At 53.6% G+C, this 15,691-nt stretch carries 18 protein-coding genes; 4 read left to right on the top strand and 14 right to left on the bottom strand.

The genetic code is table 11. The annotated features are described in order from the left end of the window. Nucleotides 1-9 precede the first annotated feature (9 nt). From EC840_RS17125 to EC840_RS17105, 5 genes are read right to left on the bottom strand one after another with little or no spacing between them, the layout of a single operon-like run. Complete coding sequence (locus EC840_RS17125; protein WP_112288360.1) at nt 10-657, bottom strand: DUF4310 family protein; 648 nt, start codon at nt 655-657, stop codon at nt 10-12. Between the two features lie 12 nt (nt 658-669). Next, a complete protein-coding gene (locus EC840_RS17120; protein ID WP_056776226.1) occupies nt 670-1,446 on the bottom strand; it encodes a DUF4311 domain-containing protein in 777 nt (258 codons plus the stop codon). 32 nt (nt 1,447-1,478) lie between these two features. Continuing rightward, a complete protein-coding gene (locus EC840_RS17115; protein ID WP_113876720.1) occupies nt 1,479-1,778 on the bottom strand; it encodes a DUF4312 family protein in 300 nt (99 codons plus the stop codon). Further along, entirely contained in the window at nt 1,778-2,143 is a 366-nt protein-coding gene (locus EC840_RS17110) for an SFCGS family glycine-rich protein (protein ID WP_112288358.1), read from the bottom strand. Before EC840_RS17110 ends, EC840_RS17115 begins: the two co-directional genes overlap by 1 nt. A 44-nt stretch (nt 2,144-2,187) precedes the next feature. After that, entirely contained in the window at nt 2,188-2,538 is a 351-nt protein-coding gene (locus EC840_RS17105; protein WP_132966295.1) for a PRD domain-containing protein, read from the bottom strand. 398 nt (nt 2,539-2,936) lie between these two features. Between EC840_RS17105 and rnk the strand changes: the two genes are divergently transcribed. Continuing rightward, nucleotides 2,937-3,347, top strand: a complete 411-nt coding sequence (rnk, locus tag EC840_RS17100; protein WP_112288356.1) for a nucleoside diphosphate kinase regulator — start codon at nt 2,937-2,939, stop codon at nt 3,345-3,347. Nucleotides 3,348-3,978: 631 nt separating this feature from the next. Here the strand turns inward: rnk and cybC are convergent. Together cybC and pmbA are read right to left on the bottom strand one after the other, a co-directional pair. Beyond that, nucleotides 3,979-4,365 (bottom strand): cytochrome b562, encoded by a 387-nt coding sequence (gene cybC, locus EC840_RS17095; protein ID WP_129638073.1) that lies wholly within the window; start codon nt 4,363-4,365, stop codon nt 3,979-3,981. 158 nt (nt 4,366-4,523) lie between these two features. Continuing rightward, nucleotides 4,524-5,864 (bottom strand): metalloprotease PmbA, encoded by a 1,341-nt coding sequence (pmbA, locus tag EC840_RS17090; protein ID WP_132966293.1) that lies wholly within the window; start codon nt 5,862-5,864, stop codon nt 4,524-4,526. Between the two features lie 227 nt (nt 5,865-6,091). Here pmbA and yjgA point away from each other — a divergent pair, with 227 nt between their 5' ends. Further along, complete coding sequence (gene yjgA / locus EC840_RS17085) at nt 6,092-6,643, top strand: ribosome biogenesis factor YjgA (RefSeq protein ID WP_112290437.1); 552 nt, start codon at nt 6,092-6,094, stop codon at nt 6,641-6,643. Between the two features lie 52 nt (nt 6,644-6,695). Here yjgA and EC840_RS17080 read toward each other — a convergent pair whose 3' ends face one another. The 3 genes from EC840_RS17080 to EC840_RS17070 all read right to left on the bottom strand — a co-directional run bounded on the left by EC840_RS17080 (nt 6,696) and on the right by EC840_RS17070 (nt 8,982). After that, on the bottom strand, nt 6,696-6,989 hold the full coding sequence (locus EC840_RS17080) for a barstar family protein (protein ID WP_112290436.1): 294 nt from the start codon (nt 6,987-6,989) through the stop codon (nt 6,696-6,698). 5 nt (nt 6,990-6,994) lie between these two features. Then, nucleotides 6,995-7,444: a ribonuclease domain-containing protein gene (locus tag EC840_RS17075; RefSeq protein WP_113876718.1), complete on the bottom strand. Its 450-nt coding sequence runs from the start codon at nt 7,442-7,444 to the stop codon at nt 6,995-6,997. Nucleotides 7,445-7,521: 77 nt separating this feature from the next. Continuing rightward, complete coding sequence (locus EC840_RS17070) at nt 7,522-8,982, bottom strand: NAD-dependent succinate-semialdehyde dehydrogenase (protein ID WP_112290432.1); 1,461 nt, start codon at nt 8,980-8,982, stop codon at nt 7,522-7,524. Nucleotides 8,983-9,167: 185 nt separating this feature from the next. On the opposite strand from EC840_RS17070, the gene EC840_RS17065 reads away from it, so the two are divergent. Continuing rightward, complete coding sequence (locus EC840_RS17065) at nt 9,168-9,749, top strand: maltose acetyltransferase domain-containing protein (protein WP_132966291.1); 582 nt, start codon at nt 9,168-9,170, stop codon at nt 9,747-9,749. Between the two features lie 66 nt (nt 9,750-9,815). On the opposite strand, the gene aaeB is transcribed toward EC840_RS17065, so the two are convergent. The 3 genes from aaeB to aaeX are packed head-to-tail and all read right to left on the bottom strand — an operon-like array spanning nt 9,816 to nt 12,931. Continuing rightward, nucleotides 9,816-11,774, bottom strand: coding sequence for a p-hydroxybenzoic acid efflux pump subunit AaeB (aaeB, locus tag EC840_RS17060; RefSeq protein ID WP_112290429.1), 1,959 nt, complete (start codon nt 11,772-11,774; stop codon nt 9,816-9,818). A gap of 10 nt (nt 11,775-11,784) precedes the next feature. Further along, nucleotides 11,785-12,720 carry a p-hydroxybenzoic acid efflux pump subunit AaeA gene (gene aaeA, locus EC840_RS17055; protein WP_112290427.1) on the bottom strand — a complete coding sequence of 312 codons (936 nt, stop codon included), beginning with the start codon at nt 12,718-12,720 and terminating at the stop codon, nt 11,785-11,787. A 7-nt stretch (nt 12,721-12,727) separates the two neighbouring features. Continuing rightward, the gene (gene aaeX / locus EC840_RS17050; RefSeq protein WP_112290425.1) at nt 12,728-12,931 is read right to left on the bottom strand and encodes a p-hydroxybenzoic acid efflux pump operon protein AaeX; all 204 of its coding nucleotides are present in this window, start codon (nt 12,929-12,931) and stop codon (nt 12,728-12,730) included. Between the two features lie 274 nt (nt 12,932-13,205). On the opposite strand from aaeX, the gene aaeR reads away from it, so the two are divergent. After that, nucleotides 13,206-14,144, top strand: coding sequence for an HTH-type transcriptional activator AaeR (aaeR, locus tag EC840_RS17045; protein ID WP_120162176.1), 939 nt, complete (start codon nt 13,206-13,208; stop codon nt 14,142-14,144). Nucleotides 14,145-14,227: 83 nt separating this feature from the next. Here the strand turns inward: aaeR and tldD are convergent, their stop codons facing one another. Next, the gene (tldD, locus tag EC840_RS17040; protein ID WP_112290424.1) at nt 14,228-15,673 is read right to left on the bottom strand and encodes a metalloprotease TldD; all 1,446 of its coding nucleotides are present in this window, start codon (nt 15,671-15,673) and stop codon (nt 14,228-14,230) included. Nucleotides 15,674-15,691 lie beyond the last annotated feature (18 nt).

Here is a 15,691-nt window from a genome sequence, read left to right as displayed (position 1 = left end):
TTGCTGTTCTTACAATGAAACCGGGAAGATAGCGCCCAGGATCATGGCACCCAGGATCGCCCCCCCGGTGATAGGCTTCTGCCACAGATAGAAACCCAGTGCGCCGAGCAGTGAACCCAGACCGATCGGAATCGAGGCCGCCATCGCTGACAGGATAATCAACGGCCCGAGGAAGCGGCCGGAGGCATTACCCGCGCCCATCATCACGTCAGCGCCGTAGGTTGAATTGCTCTGATTGATGGTGAATTTACGCGCCAGAATGATGATGTAACCGACGGCTAAACCGAGGATCAGGCCGGTGACCAGCGAAGCGGCGAAGTTCGCCACCGGGAAAATAAACCCTGCACCCAGCAGCATCGCCGGAACGCCCAGACCAATACCGGTCTGGATTGCGCCGCCGATATCGAGAATACCGACCAGTGAACCTTCGATGATGCGGGCAAACAGGAAGCTGGCACCGAAGGCCGCCACAGCGCCGTACACACCGGTGTCCATGCCCGAGCGCAACATCGACACAAACGCCACTTCGTTAAATGCGCCGATGCCGTACAGGTAATACATGTGTGTCCCGGCGAAAACGCCGGAAGACAGCAGTCCGACAAAAATCGGGAACGACCACTCGGCGTACCAGAAACCACGTTTGGCTTGTTCTTCCATTGTCATGCTCCCTTACTTACCGCTGAGTGAATTGTGAATGCCGTTCAGCCATGTCGGGACGTCCAGCATGAATGACTGCAACAGTTTGACGTCGAAACCACGGAAGAAACCGCTGAGGACGAACAGCGCGATAATCGCCGCCATCATCACTTTGGTCACGTGGTTCCAGCCGCTTTCTTCGACGCCTTTACCGATCAGGATACCCAGCACCAGACCCGGTACGGCGTTACCCATGATCATCTGCGCCAGACCGCCAAAAATGGTGGCCCAGAAACCGGAACGACGCCCTGCATCAATCGCCGCCAGCCAGAAAATCACCGGCATGACAGTGTTCACCAGCAGGTTGGCCGCCGGTACCAGCACTTTAATCGCGGTAACCTGTAACGCCGGAGGAACGGCGGACGCGGTGGTGTTGAGGAAGGCCACCACAATCATGCCGATGATGCCGCCGGCAATCGCCATCTTGCGTGGATCATGCATGGTTTCGGCGACATTGCGGTTTTTGAACATCAGCGCCGCGGTAGCCCAGTGAGGGATAATGCGGTGGTCAACGTCCTGCGTGAAAGAACCTGCTGCAACGGAAGATGCCCAGGCGTTAAAGAAGAAGCCCAGACCGAATGAGAAATGCGAAGCCGGATCGCCTTCACAGGAGTTTAATTCCCCAAGTGTACGAAAAGCCCCCATTCCTTGCACGGTTGGCGCATGGAACATACGTGCGGCACCCGCACCTACGCCCACGCCAACCAGTCCGCCGATAATAAGCGACTTAAATAAAATAATTAAAAACATCAGTATATCCTTGTCATTTATAGCTAACGTTTTTATTTCGTGACAAAAACTACCTGTTCCGTATTAATAACAGTCAGGTTGACGATAATGTCTAACGCCACGTAATAACTCTTTCTTTCCCTGGCCAGAAAAAAGAACAGAAACTTTTCTCTTTTCACTGACTCTTCTGCTTTTATTACCTTGACGTCCTGCGGTTCAATACGCAGCAAGACATTATTGGCGGAAGATTTGAGAACAGTCCTCTGAACCTGACTCAGTGCGGAAGAAAAGGCGGCAGCCTTATTTTCGCCTTTTCCTTCAACCCGAACTGTCGTGGTTAATTGTTGCTTCATTACGCCTGACCATACTTCTTGTTAAACGCTTCAACCAGACGCTGACCCAGTTCTTCTTTATCCATAAATCCGAACCCTAATACCAGACAGCCTTCGTTAATTGCCGTGACGCCTTCATCCACTGAGCGCATCCCGTACTTGGCTTTATATCCATATTTATTTTGTGCGGTAATCGCACCCGCGCCGCCACTGCCGCAGAAGGAAATACCTAAGCTGGCACCTTCTGCTTTCATCACGTCGCCGAGTTTCATATCTGCTGCCATACCCGGGACAACAATGGCTTTGCCACCAGCTGCTTCCACGCCTGCCGCCACTTTCTGGCCTTTACCTAAACGGTCGCCGATCACAACTAATACTTGTCCCATAATTCACATCTCCAGATTAATTAATTCGCGGTATTCTAAAAAAGTTATTTCGGTTCGTTGTCTCTTGCGACTTCAAAATGCACCGAGAGCAAATAGGCTTCCTCAATCGGTAAATTTCCGAACCAGCTGACCACTTCTTCTGCCATTTGCATGGATTCGGCAGATATTTCATCAAATAAATCTTTTTCGACTTCAGGTAACGGCTCGCTGGTAATGGCGCGTAATACCATGGCTTTTACGTGAGACGTTAACATCTGCAACTGAACATCTGTGGTGTAGATATTCTTCGCGCTTTGCATTGTCTGAATATCTTTTAATACTTGCTCTGTTGTGGCCGGAGCATCTTTCAATTCAATCCGCCCGATCCCTTTCACAGATGCGCTTGCGTTATTCACTCGCGATTACCTCTCTCCTTACCTGACTCACTATTTCAGCCGTTTATTTCGTCTGTCTTTACCCTAACTCCGGGAAGATTTCCTGTGTAGTGGGTCTTTTTCCAGTTCAAAGTGGAAATACGATGAGCTGAGCAGATCCAATTCGCAAAACGAAAAGTTAAGTCGGCATATCACTGAATATTGCTGTCTGTAGCAGCGTATTTCACTGGTAATCGGATTTTTCGCAATGCGGATTAATTCCCTCACAACGCTTTCATTTCCGCTTAAGAGTGCCTAGTATCAAAGAACACATGCAAATCACTGACACCCCTGCGTTAACGCGCGGGGGTGTTATTTTTTGCCGACCGGCACCCCACTCGCATGAAGCGGGTGATGCAAAAGGAACCACGGAGAATGTTATGAGTAAACCGACACTGATCATCAATGAACTTGACGCAGAACGCCTGGACACACTGCTGGCGCAACCTGCTTTTGCCAACAGCCCGGTCGCCGACGCACTGAATGAAGAGTTGGATCGCGCAGAGATTTTGCCACCCGAGCAAATCCCGGCCGACGTGGTTACGATGAACAGCAAGGTTCGCTTTACTGAAGGTAAAGACGGCGAAGAACACATCCGCACGCTGGTGTATCCGGCTGCGCTCAAAGACAGCAACGAGCAACTGTCGGTGATGGCGCCGTTAGGTGCCGCCCTGCTGGGGCTGCGCGTAGGCGGAAGCATCACGTGGGAAATGCCAAATGGCGAGAATAGCCGGATTGAAGTGCTGGAATTGTTGTTTCAGCCGGAAGCGGCGGGAGAGTTGAGACGTTAAGGGTTTTCTTTTGCAGAGGCCGCTGCACGGCGGCTTTACTTGAGAATGAGACAGTTTCGGTTTCTCACGTGCGGTGATCGCTTGACTCGCAGCGCCGAAACCGCCCAAGAGGGAGAAGTGCTTTCTCCCTCTTGGATCTCCCTCCGCTTTTTTACTGCGCGCTGTCGCTGGCACAACGGACATGTTCTGCTGCATCGGTGAGTGGCGCAAAATGTCATCGCTGCGCGATTCCCTCATTTCAGGCTTCGAGCCATAGGTCTCGAGCCGTTCATTCGGTGCCATTTTTGAGCACGCCAATAAACTTATCTAAAAGATAAAACAATTTGCCGTTGAATTTAAGATCTCACGGGCGATTCAGAAATCTTGCTGAGTGAGAGGTTGCAGACCTTAGGCTGCAATCCCGAAAGGAAGGCACCGCGCAGCGGCAAGATTTCCAGCCTGTCGCGGTGGTATCTGAAACATAGCCAGCAAGCGGAGCGCGCAGTTTAAGACGTGGAGATTCCAAAGAGGGCTCGTCTTAGCCCTCTTTGGTCGGTTTCGGCGCGAGAGGCCGTGTGATCCCCGCGATTGAGAAACCGAAATTTTCACCGCCCGCAGCATTGAGAATGCCGCTCAGACACCGGTCATCTGCTTACTTAAACTTCTTGTGGTTCTCATTCCTTGTCGCCTTGAACCCTTCGGCTTCTTTCTTCGCTTCATCGATCTTACCCGCTTTGGCTAAAGCGGAGGCCTTGTCAATCTGGCCAATCAGCGTATCCAGCCCTTTGTGATAATCCTGCATTTCCGGGCTGTCCGGTGCTTTGCCTTCCAGTTTCGGTGGTGTGGCTTTTTTCGCGTCTTCGGCAGCGGCTTTCATATTAGCCAGACCGGTAGTCAGTTCGGCCTGATCGTTGGTTTTCAACACCTTGCCGTAGTTATCAGCAATCGTGTCCATGTCCGTTTCTAAATCTGCCGCCAGTGCCACCGTGCTGCTTCCCAGCATTGCGACTACCGCTAACGCCATCAGTTGTTTACGCATGAGCTTTCTCTCTATTGTTATTTATTTGTTAGATAAAACGACATTGCTTGTAAGGCTTTATAAAAATAGGCTGAGAGAGAGGAAAACGGCATGAATTTTTTGTAAAGAATGGTAGCGGAAGAAGCAGCAGCGATCGGGCGACCGCTGCTTTGGAAGCGTTATTCGCCGGCGATTTTCATTGCCGGTAACAGCACGGAACCGCACTGAATGTTGCTGCGGGTTTCGATATCGCTGCCGATGGCGACCATATTGCGCCACATGTCTTTCAGGTTACCGGCGATGGTGATTTCGCTTACCGGATACTGAATCTCACCATTCTCAACCCAGAAACCTGCTGCGCCACGAGAGTAGTCGCCGGTCACACCGCTGACGCCCTGTCCCATCAGTTCGGTGACGACCAGGCCTTTGTCGAGCTTACGCAGCATACCGGCGAAATCATCACCCTGACCGGCGATGCGCCAGTTGTGGATACCGCCTGCGTGGCCGGTGGTTTGCAAACCGAGTTTACGCGCGGAATAACAGGTCATCAGCCAGTTTTGCAGCACGCCGTCCTTGACGATATCGCGACGCTCGGTGCGCACACCTTCGCTGTCGAACGGCGTGGAAGCCAGACCCTGCAACAGATGCGGATGTTCTTCGATGGTCAGCCACTCCGGCAGGATTTGCTTGCCGAGGCTGTCGAGCAGGAAGGACGATTTACGGTAAATGCTGCCGCCGCTGATCGCCCCGACCAGATGACCGAACAGGCCGGTCGCCACTTCGGAGGCGAACAACACCGGTGCCTGCATGGTCGGTAATTTACGTGGTGCCAGACGCGATAAGGTGCGGCGTGCGCACTCTGCGCCAACCCATTCCGGATCTTTCAGGTCACTCATCTTACGGGCGATGGAATAGGCGTAATCACGCTCCATGTCGCCTTCGTGTTCAGCAATCACGGAGGCGGAAATCGAATGGCGCGTCGAGCAATAGCTCTGCAACATGCCGTGACTGTTACCGAAAACGCGGATGCCGTAATGGCTGTTAAAGCTGCCGCCTTCAGTGTTGGTGATGCATTTGTCAGCCTGCAAGGCAGCCTGTTCAGCACGGGCAGCCAGCTCAATGCTGCGATCGGGATCCAGCTCTTCCGGGTGGAATAAATCCAGATCCGGCGCGTCAAACGCCAGCATCTCTTTATCAGCCACGCCCGCGAACGGATCCGGTGACGTGTAACGGGCGATATCCAGCGCCGCCTGCACGGTGCGGGAAATAGCGTCCGGGCTTAAATCGGTGGAGGACGCGCTGCCTTTACGATTCTGATAATAAACGGTGATGCCCAGTGCGCCGTCGCTGTTGAATTCCACATTCTCGACTTCACCAAAACGGGTGCTGACGCCGATACCGGTGGTTTTGCTGACCGCCACTTCTGCGGCATCTGAACCCGCTTTCGCCAGTTCCAGAGCCTGAGATACGGCCTGTTCCAGAGTTTTACGCTGCTGCGCTACTTGATTCACTACGTTCATCGGCATGTCATCGCTTATGAGAGAAAAGGGATTGTTCTACACTGGTATTAAGAAACTTATACCTTTGAGTCTAACAGAGACTCGCCACAATTTCGCATTCCCTCCGGCGTTGTTATGCCCAAAGTTGCAACAGAACATGGATGTATGCGGCATAACCCTGCATAATGCCGCCGAAGCAATAAAGCACAATCAAACTGACAGGATTACCTCGTTAAGAGGAAGCGCCCATGACAAAGAAAATTGACGACTGGCACGATGACGTTCCCGAAACCAACGAGAACGAAGATGAAGAAGAAATCATCTGGGTCAGTAAAAGTGAAATCAAACGTGACGCCGAGGCGCTGAAAGATCTCGGTGCAGAAATGGTTGAGCTGGGTAAAAACTCGCTGGACAAACTGCCGCTGGATGACGATCTGCGCGCTGCGATCGACTTAGCGCAGAAGATCAAAAAAGAAGGCCGCCGCCGTCAGCTTCAGCTGATCGGTAAAATGCTGCGTTCCCGCGATGTCGAGCCGATTCAGACTGCGCTGGATAAGCTGAAAAACCGCCACAACCAGCAGGTTTCGCTGTTCCATAAACTGGAAATGCTGCGTGACCGTCTGGTTGAAGAAGGTGATGATGCAATCCCGCCGGTGCTGGAACTGTATCCGGAAGCCGACCGTCAGCAGCTGCGTGCGCTGATCCGCAACGCGCAGAAAGAGAAAGCCGCTAACAAGCCGCCGAAATCTTACCGCCAGATCTTCCAGTATCTGCGCGAACTGGCTGAAGGTCAGGACTAAAAAAACAAAAACCCGCCTTTTTACTTAACAGAAAATGGCGGGTTTTTTCTTTTCAGCCTTTGGCCTTTACTGCCGGTTTCTCCAGCAGATTCAGCCGCAGATCCCCTTCCAGCTCCTCTTCGGCCTCTTCAAACAGTAAAATCAGTGCGCCGAAACGCCGCTTGCGGCTGGCATTCAGATTGATGAAATCTATCTCAACCGGCAGCGCAATCCCGCCTGTTACCTCATCCCAGAGTGCATCCAGATTCGCACCGAAGCTGTCGGTCAGACCAAACTGACGGACAAACTCGGCGTAGAATGCGGGTAAATCCGGGATGTGATTAAAATCGAAGCTCACTTTATTCATCGACATTACTCCACCCGAACGAAGTTCTGATAATGGTCTTTACTGACGTAAATCAGCCCGTCGCTGGCAAACAGCACGCGGTCTGCCCCGCGACGCCCGCAGCGATAGTTGATATCTGCCTCGCGCCATACCCGTTTGTTGGCCGATGGCAGACGACCTTCACGGTTTGAGAACCGGTCGCCGCCAATGGCTTTGCCCGGCAACACATCACACAGGTTGCCGGAACGCGCATCCCATCCGGCTTCCCGTGCCTTTTTCTTGGTGATGTAGTTTTCCGGCAATTGATGATTCTGGCGCAAATAGCTGATCACCGTTTTCTCTTCAGTCCCCGTCACGATAGTGCCCGGGTTGTGTGTCGTTTTCGCGACAATCTGTCCTGCGATGCCACACAGTCCCGCGATCACGGCGACCGCCATCATCAGTTTGCGCGAACGCAGCCAGTTAAATGCCTTCATTGACGTCCTTTGTGTTTAGCCCGCATCGATCTGTTCCTGTTTATTGTTTCTTAAAACGCTGTATCTGGAAAGCTGACTTAAAGATTTCCTAAATGCAGCGTTTTCACCTGCAGATATTCTTCCAGCCCCAGCACCGACCCTTCGCGTCCCAGACCAGATTCTTTCACACCACCGAACGGCGCGGCTTCGTTGGAAATCGCACACTCGTTTATCCCGATCATGCCGCTTTCAATTGCATCAGCCACGCGGAAAATACGTTGCAGATTCTGGCTATAGAAATACGCCGCCAGCCCGAAAGGCGTGTCGTTGGCGCGTTTAATCACTTCTTCTTCCGTTTTGAAACGGAAACAGGCCGCCAGCGGGCCGAAGGTTTCTTCATGCGCCACTTTCATGTCATCGGTGGCATCAATAATGACCGTCGGCTGGAAGAAGTTGCCGCCAAGTTTATGGCGCTCACCGCCTTCCATCAGACGCCCGCCTTTCTCCAGCGCGTCTTTAACATGCTCCTCGACTTTCTCCAGCCCCTGAATGTTAATCAGCGGGCCGACAATCACACCTTCGTCCATACCATTGCCGACTTTCAGCTTGCGCACTTCTTCCGCCAGACGTGAGGTGAACGCCTCATAAACGCCGTCCTGCACGTAGATGCGGTTGATACACACGCAAACCTGTCCGGTGTTACGGAATTTACAGGTAATGGCGCCCTTCACGGCAGCCTCGATATCCGCATCATCAAAGACGATATACGGCGCGTTACCACCGAGTTCCATTGACACCTTTTTCATGGTGTCAGCGCTGTTACGCACCAGCGTTTTGCCGATTTCTGTAGAGCCGGTGAACGACACTTTACGTACCGCATCGCTCGCCATAATCACCTGGCTGATGGCGCTCGTATCACCCGCCACGCCGTTGATCACGCCATCCGGCACACCGGCATCTTTTGCCAGTTGCAGCAGAGCAAAGGCCGACAGCGGCGTATTACTGGCCGGTTTGATCAGGCCGGTACAACCTGCAGCCAGCGCGGGACCGAGTTTGCGGGTCAGCATCGCCAGCGGGAAATTCCACGGCGTGATCGCCGCCACTACGCCGACCGGTTCACGTGTCGCCAGAATGCGCGAACCGGATTTGGCCGGAGGAATGATTTCCCCGTTGGCGCGTTTGGCTTCTTCGCTGAACCATTGCAGATAACTGGCGGCGTAATCGACCTCGCCCAGCGCTTCTTTCAGTGGCTTGCCTTGTTCGGCCACCATCAGCTCGCCGAGAAACTGTTTGTTTTCCAGCATCAGTTCATACCAGCGGTGCAAAATTTCGGAGCGTTCTTTGGCGGTGGTTTTGCGCCAGGCCGGGAAAGCGTCGCTGGCGGCTTTGACGGCGGCTTCTGTTTCCGCTTTTCCTGACTTAGAGACTTTGGCGACCACATCGCCGGTCGCCGGATCCAGCACATCGAAGGTGTCTTTGGCTTCGAGCCATTTACCGCCGACAAAATAGCCAGTCTTAAATAATGGATGCGTGGAGAGTTTATGAGGTTGGGCTGACATGAGGATCCTCCTGATTTATGCCGTTTTAAGCGAACTATCAGGTAAGTATAGCGGCTTGAGCAGAAGCGTCTGTCAGACAGCACTGAGAGACACAGATCGCAAAGTGAATTGTCATACGTTCACAGTTTCCGCATCCCTCAGTAAACTGCGGTGAACTCCACCCCATTTTTACAAAGGAATAAGGCATGTCGACGCGCGAAAAAATGAATATCGGTGAACTGTATACAGACATGGGCGAAGGATTGCCGGAGGAGCGCCGCGCCGGAAAAGAGCGGGTGTACGACTACAACCTGACCCGTCCTTCAGAGGAAGAAAAACGCCAGCGGATGCTGAAAGACATGATGGGCAGCCTGGGCGAAAACGGCTGGATTGAGCCGCCGCTGCGTGTCGCGTATGGCACGCATATTCATATCGGCAACAACTTTTACGCCAATTTCAATCTCACGGTGGTGGATGACGCAATCATCACCATCGGCGATAACGTGATGATTGCGCCGAACGTCACCCTGGCGACAGCCGGACATCCGATCGATCCGGAAATCCGCGCCACCGGACAGCAATTCTCCCTGCCGATCGTCATTGAAGATAACGTCTGGCTGGGCATGGGTGTGATGGTAAATCCGGGTGTGACCATCGGGCGTAACAGCGTGATTGGTGCGGGAAGCGTAGTGACAAAATCCATTCCCGCCGATGTGGTGGCGGCTGGCGTACCGTGCCGGGTAATACGCCCGATCACCGCCGCTGACCGCGAAACATTCATGAAATGATGCCCGGATTTTGGCGATAAAAAAGGCCCGTGCGTTTAAACACCGGCCTTTGTTTATTACGGGCTGTTACGCCACAAACGAATGCTGATAACGATGCAGCATCTCGGTCAGACGTCGCACCGGCTCAGTCACTTTCAGGGGCGCGTCGTAATCGACCAGCTTTTGCTGATACTCACCCAGCTCTTTCAGCAGACGCTGATAATAGTATGTCCGCTTACCTTCGCCTGACGCCGAAACCACGTGATCGGCGGTGTTACGGATTTTTTTGTGGAACGCCGACAGCTCATCATTTACCGGCACTTCAGCAAGTTTCATGCGCTGATGAGCGATAATAAGCATCAGCGCCAGACGGTATTTACCGATGTCATTCGGGAACATCACCAGCAGCTGATTGAGCTGATGATAAAGCGCCGGCAGGTGGTTTTCACGACGACGGTACGCTTTGGTGGTCAGCGCCGATACCGCACTGCTCATAAAGCGGTTCAGCAACGTGCGCCCGGTTTTATCGCGGGACTTATCGCGAATAATCAGCAACACCGCCATCGCAATCACCGTACCGATCGCCTGCCCCAGCGCGTTGTCGAGAAAAGAGGTTACGTTGAATTTCATCGGGTTACTGAGCACCAGAATGTTGATGGTGCCCGCCAGCAAACCGAGCATGCCGAGACGGCGCTTGGTCACTTCGATACCGATAAAGAAGGTGAAAATCCCCAGCATCAGACACAGCAGGAACAAACTTTGCTGCGTCGAAGGCATGATCAACATAAACATCATCGAGCCGACCGGGATCGCCAGCAACATGCCGACAATAAAGTCCATCGCCATGCCTTTCGGGTTCGGGGTACGCATCGCCAGCGAGGTCACCACGGCGATAATAATCACGCAGCCGCTGGCTGACGTCCAGCCGGTCCATAGCCACATCAGACAACCTATCGCCGTCGCGGTAAACGTACGCAGGCCGTTGATCAGCGCATGATGCCGCTCAGCCGACACCGGACGAACCACCACTTCACCTTCCAGCACACCGCTTTCAATACTGCTGATGCTGCTGTTGGTCTGGACGCCTTTCATCAGCAACAGCGCACGCGTGCCAGCGCCGGTCCAGGCACTGAGCGTCACCAGCACATTATCGCTGTGCATGCCGGTAATAATCTGGCGCAGTTGTTTCAGGCGGCGGTGAACATCGGCAACGGTTTCTGCCGGTTCAGCAAACAGCGCTTTAAGCTCAGGCGACAGCCTTTCCGGCGTGTCTTGCATAATCAGATAGGTTTCGCAGGCCTGGGTGATCATACTCAGCGAGGTGCTGTGCAGCGCTTTCAGACGCTGGTTGCAGCGCTGCCAGCGCGAGGATTCCATCATCAGGCTGCCGCGCATGCCATTCAGCGCCGTGGTGCTTTTCACCAGGTTGTTCCAGGACTTATCGATGTCTTCTTTGGTGCCGTTATTCACGCAAATCCGCATCAGCGCAAACTGATCCAACATCAGCTGACTGACGGCGCGATCAATATCTTTTTTGATGGAACGGGGAGAAAACAGCAGATCAGCCACGATGGCGCAGCAAATCCCTATAACGATTTCACTGCAACGCTCGACGGCGAACTGCGGTGTCTGTAGCGGCGCACTGGCTGAGGTCACCACGATAATCAGCGCGGTATAACCCGCCAGCCCAAGTGCGTAGGAATTCTCGATGCGCACCAGTGAAGACCACCAGGTGCAGACCCCCGCCCAGATACAGCATAAAAGCAGCATCACAACCGGTGCGCGGGCAGTGGCGATAACAATCACCAGCGCCGCGATACAGCCGATAAATGTGCCAATAACACGCAGAAAACCACGGTGACGAATAGCACCGGCAAAGGGTTCGCCACCCGCCACCAGCGCCGGGCCGGAGGTCACAATGGCGGCGGTCATGGCCGACCAGCGCGGTGTCTCGAGTTGCAGATAGAACCCGAGAACCAGCGCGCCGAGGATCGCGAACGTCAGCTTGCAGGCAAAACGCACGCGCGGGATAAGTACGCTATTCATCTTTCCGGCCTTAGCCAAACTCTCTCAGGCGATGCAGGAGACGAAGGAAAGGAGAACCTTCATCTTGTTTGCGGTCATGCTGACCGGTGATAACCACGGTCGCGGTCGTCCCTGCCGGATAAGGATGTTGCTGGTCTTCATCATCGAGCAGGATTTTCACCGGCACGCGCTGCGCCAGACGCACCCACTCGAGGTTGCTGTCGATGGTCGCCAGACCATTCGTTGCAGCAGAAGAAGAGCTGTTGGTGACCGCCGCGGCCACGCTGTCCACGGTGCCGTGCATGATACGGTTACTGCCCAGCGGGGTGATTTCCGCACGGTCGCCTTTGTTCAGCCCTGGCAATTTGGTTTCTTCCAGATAGGCGAGAATGTAGAAGGAGTTTTTCTTCACCAGCGCCACAGCAGTCGAACCACGGTTGATGTAGTTACCCGGATGAACGGTCAGGTTAGTGACCCAGCCATCGGCAGGTGCAACCACCACGGTACGTTCCAGATCCAGCACGGCCAGATCACGTGCCGCCTGCGCTTTTGCCAGCTGATGTTCAGCGGTTTGCAGGACGTTATTGGCCTGATCGATTTCTTCCTGCGACATGGCCTGCACGCCCAGTTTTACACGACGTCCGGCTTCACGTTTTTTCTCTGCTGCCAGCGCCTGATAATACGCGACGTCAGCACTCGCTTCGTCCAGCGCCTGCTGGTAGCGCGGCTGGTCGATTTTAAACAACACCTGGCCCTTCTTCACCAGCTGGTTATCGACCACAGGCACATCGGTAATCAGACCGGTAACATCGGGCGCGATAGACACGACATCAGCGGTAAATTTGGCATCACGGGTCCACGGAGATTCGGTATAGAACGCCCAGGCTTTGAAAATTGCGATGACAGCCAGCACGACCAGAATCAACGTTATTGCATAACGTATTATTTTTATAGAGAAATTTTTCACAACGCCCTCAGACGAACATGCAGGAGATCAGGTAAAAAAGACAGCAGTACAAAGCTGTGTTGAACAACGCCGGATGCCAGACAAAGTCATAGATACCGGTGGGTTGCAGTACACGCCGCAGCACGAAAAACACCACCAGCGCCAGCAGTATTTCAAAAAACACCGGAGGAAACGACAATCCGAAAATCACCATTACCGGAAGCAAACTCATCAAAAATTCCTTACATTATGACGACGGACAAACACGTATCGTCCCGCGCACGCATTATTCATTATTTTAGGCAACGGCACGCGACCCCGGTGGAAAATAATTCAGCGGGAGCAGATCAATGAAGCCGTGGAGTTGCCAGGGAAGTGTGCGAAGGTAAGCATTATGTCAGGAAAACTGAAACCTGAGCATTATCGCCCGGAAGGGTATATTAGCGTGCTTATTATCAAGTAATCAACGTTCTGTGATCTAAATCACTTTTAAGCCAGAGTTAACAATGGACCGATTAAAACGCATGTCGATTTTCGCTCAGGTGGTGGAAAGCGGTTCTTTTACTGCCGCTGCGCGGCGCCTCGACATGAGCGTATCCGCCATCAGCCAGACTGTGTCAAAGCTGGAAAACGAGTTACAAATCAAACTATTAAACCGCAGCACGCGCAGTATTGGTCTGACGGAAGCGGGCAAGCTTTACTATCAGGGTTGCCGGAAAATGCTGCACGATGTGCGTGAAGTGCATGAACAATTGTATGCCTTCAACAACACGCCAACCGGGACCTTGCGCATCGGCAGTTCATCAACAATGGCACAAAATGTTCTTGCTGCGATGACTGCCGAAATGCTCAGCGAATATCCCGGCCTGACGGTGAATCTGGTGACCGGCATACCCGCACCCGATTTAATCGCCGACGGTCTGGATGTGGTGATCCGCGTCGGCGCGTTACAGGATTCCAGCCTGTTCTGCACCCGCTTAGGCTCAATGCCGATGGTGGTGTGCGCAGCGCGCAGTTATCTGGCCCAGCACGGTACACCGGAAAAGCCGGCTGATATGGTGAATTTCTCATGGCTGGAATACAGCGTGCGCCCCGACAGCGAATTTGAGCTGATCGCCCCTGAAGGCATTTCGACCCGTATTACACCGCAAGGGCGCTTCGTCACCAACGATTCGCAAACCATGATCCGCTGGCTGAAAGCCGGTGTCGGGATCGCGTATGTGCCGCTGATGTGGGTGATCGAGGAAATTAACGCAGGCGAAGTGGAGATTTTGTTCAGAAGCTATCAGTCCGATCCGCGACCGGTCTACGCGCTGTATACCGAAAAGGACAAACTGCCGCTGAAAGTGCAGGTCTGCATTGATTATCTGACGGATTATTTCAAACGGGTCAGCAAGGTGTATCAGGGATACCGGCAGGGGAAAAAGGGTACGCAGTGGAGTTGAGTTTGTATCAAAACCCGCAAAACTCAATTAAAGCCCACCAGTCTCCCCTTGTGAAAGGGGAGACTGAAATGCAACAACAAAACTTAAGCAGTACCGCCGACGGTCAGATTATCCAGTTTCAGGGTTGGCTGACCGACACCGACAGGCAAACTCTGACCTTCTTTACCGCACACGCCGACGCCTTTATCGAGCGCCAGATCGTTACCGACCATAGAAATCTGCTGCATGGCTTCAATACCGGAGCCAATCAGCGTTGCGCCTTTCACCGGTTTAGTGATCCGGCCTTTTTCGATCAGATAGGCTTCTGAAGTCGAGAACACAAATTTACCCGACGTGATATCCACCTGGCCGCCACCGAAGTTTGGCGCATACAGACCAAATTCCACGCTGCTGATGATATCTTCCGGCGTCGATTTCCCGGCAAGCATGTAGGTGTTGGTCATACGTGGCATCGGCAGATGCGCATAAGACTCACGGCGGCCGTTGCCGGTCGGCGCGACACCCATCAGGCGCGCATTCAGTTTGTCCTGCATGTAACCTTTCAGCACGCCGTTTTCGATCAGTACGTTGTACTGGCCCGGCACACCTTCATCGTCAATCGCCAGTGAACCGCGCAGACCCGGCATAGTGCCGTCATCGACCACGGTACACAGCTCAGACGCCACCAGTTTGCCCATCTGGCCGCTGAAAACTGACGTGCCGCGACGGTTGAAATCACCTTCCAGACCGTGACCGACCGCTTCGTGCAACAGCACGCCCGGCCAGCCTGCACCGAGTACTACCGGCATTCCGCCAGCCGGAGCGGCTACCGCGGTCAGGTTCAGCAGCGCCATGCGCACGGCGTCACGGGCGAAAGCTTCGGCACGAACTTCGCCGTTAACGGTTTCCAGGAAGTAGTCATAACCGACACGACCGCCGCCGCCGCTTGAGCCGCGTTCGCGACGTCCGTCCTGTTCGACCAGAACGCTGACAGACAAACGCACCAGCGGACGGATATCCGCCGCCAGCGTGCCATCTGTCGCCGCAACCAGCACGGTTTCGTACACGCCGGTAATGCTGGCACTGACTTCCTGCACGCGCTTATCTGCCGCACGGGCGATTTTGTCTACGCGGTGCAGCAGGTCGATTTTCGCTTCACGCGGCAGGCTTTGCAGCGGATCCAGCGGAGAATAAAGAGATTTGTACGCAATTTCGCCCAGCGTGTGCGCTTTGCCATTGCCCTGCTCACGGACAATGCTGCGGGCCGCTGTTGCGCTCAGGTTCAGGGCATTCAGGGTAATCTGGTCAGCATAGGCGAAACCGGTTTTTTCACCGCTTACCGCACGGACGCCGACGCCCTGATCGATATTGTAAGAACCATCTTTGATGATGCTGTCTTCGATAACCCAGGCTTCGTGGAAACTGGACTGGAAAAAGAGATCGGCATAATCAAGGCGACGTTCAGACAACTGGCCCAAAACGGAAAACAAATCCTGATGACTCAGATTATTAGCAGTTAGTAACTGCTCACTGACTAAGGCCAGACTCATAAATGTTCACTCTCTTTT

The sequence above is a fragment of the Rahnella sp. JUb53 genome (genome assembly GCF_004346065.1).
GTDB classification, from domain to species: domain Bacteria; phylum Pseudomonadota; class Gammaproteobacteria; order Enterobacterales; family Enterobacteriaceae; genus Rahnella; species Rahnella variigena.
This window is presented reverse-complemented; position numbering and strand designations above follow the sequence as displayed.

Excerpts from the sequence above, each read along its gene's own strand:
- EC840_RS17125 (WP_112288360.1), bottom strand. The coding sequence starts at position 657 with ATGGAAGAACAAGCCAAACGTGGTTTCTGGTACGCCGAGTGGTCGTTC.
- EC840_RS17120 (WP_056776226.1), bottom strand. The coding sequence starts at position 1,446 with ATGTTTTTAATTATTTTATTTAAGTCGCTTATTATCGGCGGACTGGTT.
- EC840_RS17115 (WP_113876720.1), bottom strand. The coding sequence starts at position 1,778 with ATGAAGCAACAATTAACCACGACAGTTCGGGTTGAAGGAAAAGGCGAA.
- EC840_RS17110 (WP_112288358.1), bottom strand. The coding sequence starts at position 2,143 with ATGGGACAAGTATTAGTTGTGATCGGCGACCGTTTAGGTAAAGGCCAG.
- rnk (WP_112288356.1), top strand. The coding sequence starts at position 2,937 with ATGAGTAAACCGACACTGATCATCAATGAACTTGACGCAGAACGCCTG.
- cybC (WP_129638073.1), bottom strand. The coding sequence starts at position 4,365 with ATGCGTAAACAACTGATGGCGTTAGCGGTAGTCGCAATGCTGGGAAGC.
- pmbA (WP_132966293.1), bottom strand. The coding sequence starts at position 5,864 with ATGAACGTAGTGAATCAAGTAGCGCAGCAGCGTAAAACTCTGGAACAG.
- yjgA (WP_112290437.1), top strand. The coding sequence starts at position 6,092 with ATGACAAAGAAAATTGACGACTGGCACGATGACGTTCCCGAAACCAAC.
- EC840_RS17080 (WP_112290436.1), bottom strand. The coding sequence starts at position 6,989 with ATGAATAAAGTGAGCTTCGATTTTAATCACATCCCGGATTTACCCGCA.
- EC840_RS17075 (WP_113876718.1), bottom strand. The coding sequence starts at position 7,444 with ATGAAGGCATTTAACTGGCTGCGTTCGCGCAAACTGATGATGGCGGTC.
- EC840_RS17070 (WP_112290432.1), bottom strand. The coding sequence starts at position 8,982 with ATGTCAGCCCAACCTCATAAACTCTCCACGCATCCATTATTTAAGACT.
- EC840_RS17065 (WP_132966291.1), top strand. The coding sequence starts at position 9,168 with ATGTCGACGCGCGAAAAAATGAATATCGGTGAACTGTATACAGACATG.
- aaeB (WP_112290429.1), bottom strand. The coding sequence starts at position 11,774 with ATGAATAGCGTACTTATCCCGCGCGTGCGTTTTGCCTGCAAGCTGACG.
- aaeX (WP_112290425.1), bottom strand. The coding sequence starts at position 12,931 with ATGAGTTTGCTTCCGGTAATGGTGATTTTCGGATTGTCGTTTCCTCCG.
- aaeR (WP_120162176.1), top strand. The coding sequence starts at position 13,206 with ATGGACCGATTAAAACGCATGTCGATTTTCGCTCAGGTGGTGGAAAGC.
- tldD (WP_112290424.1), bottom strand. The coding sequence starts at position 15,673 with ATGAGTCTGGCCTTAGTCAGTGAGCAGTTACTAACTGCTAATAATCTG.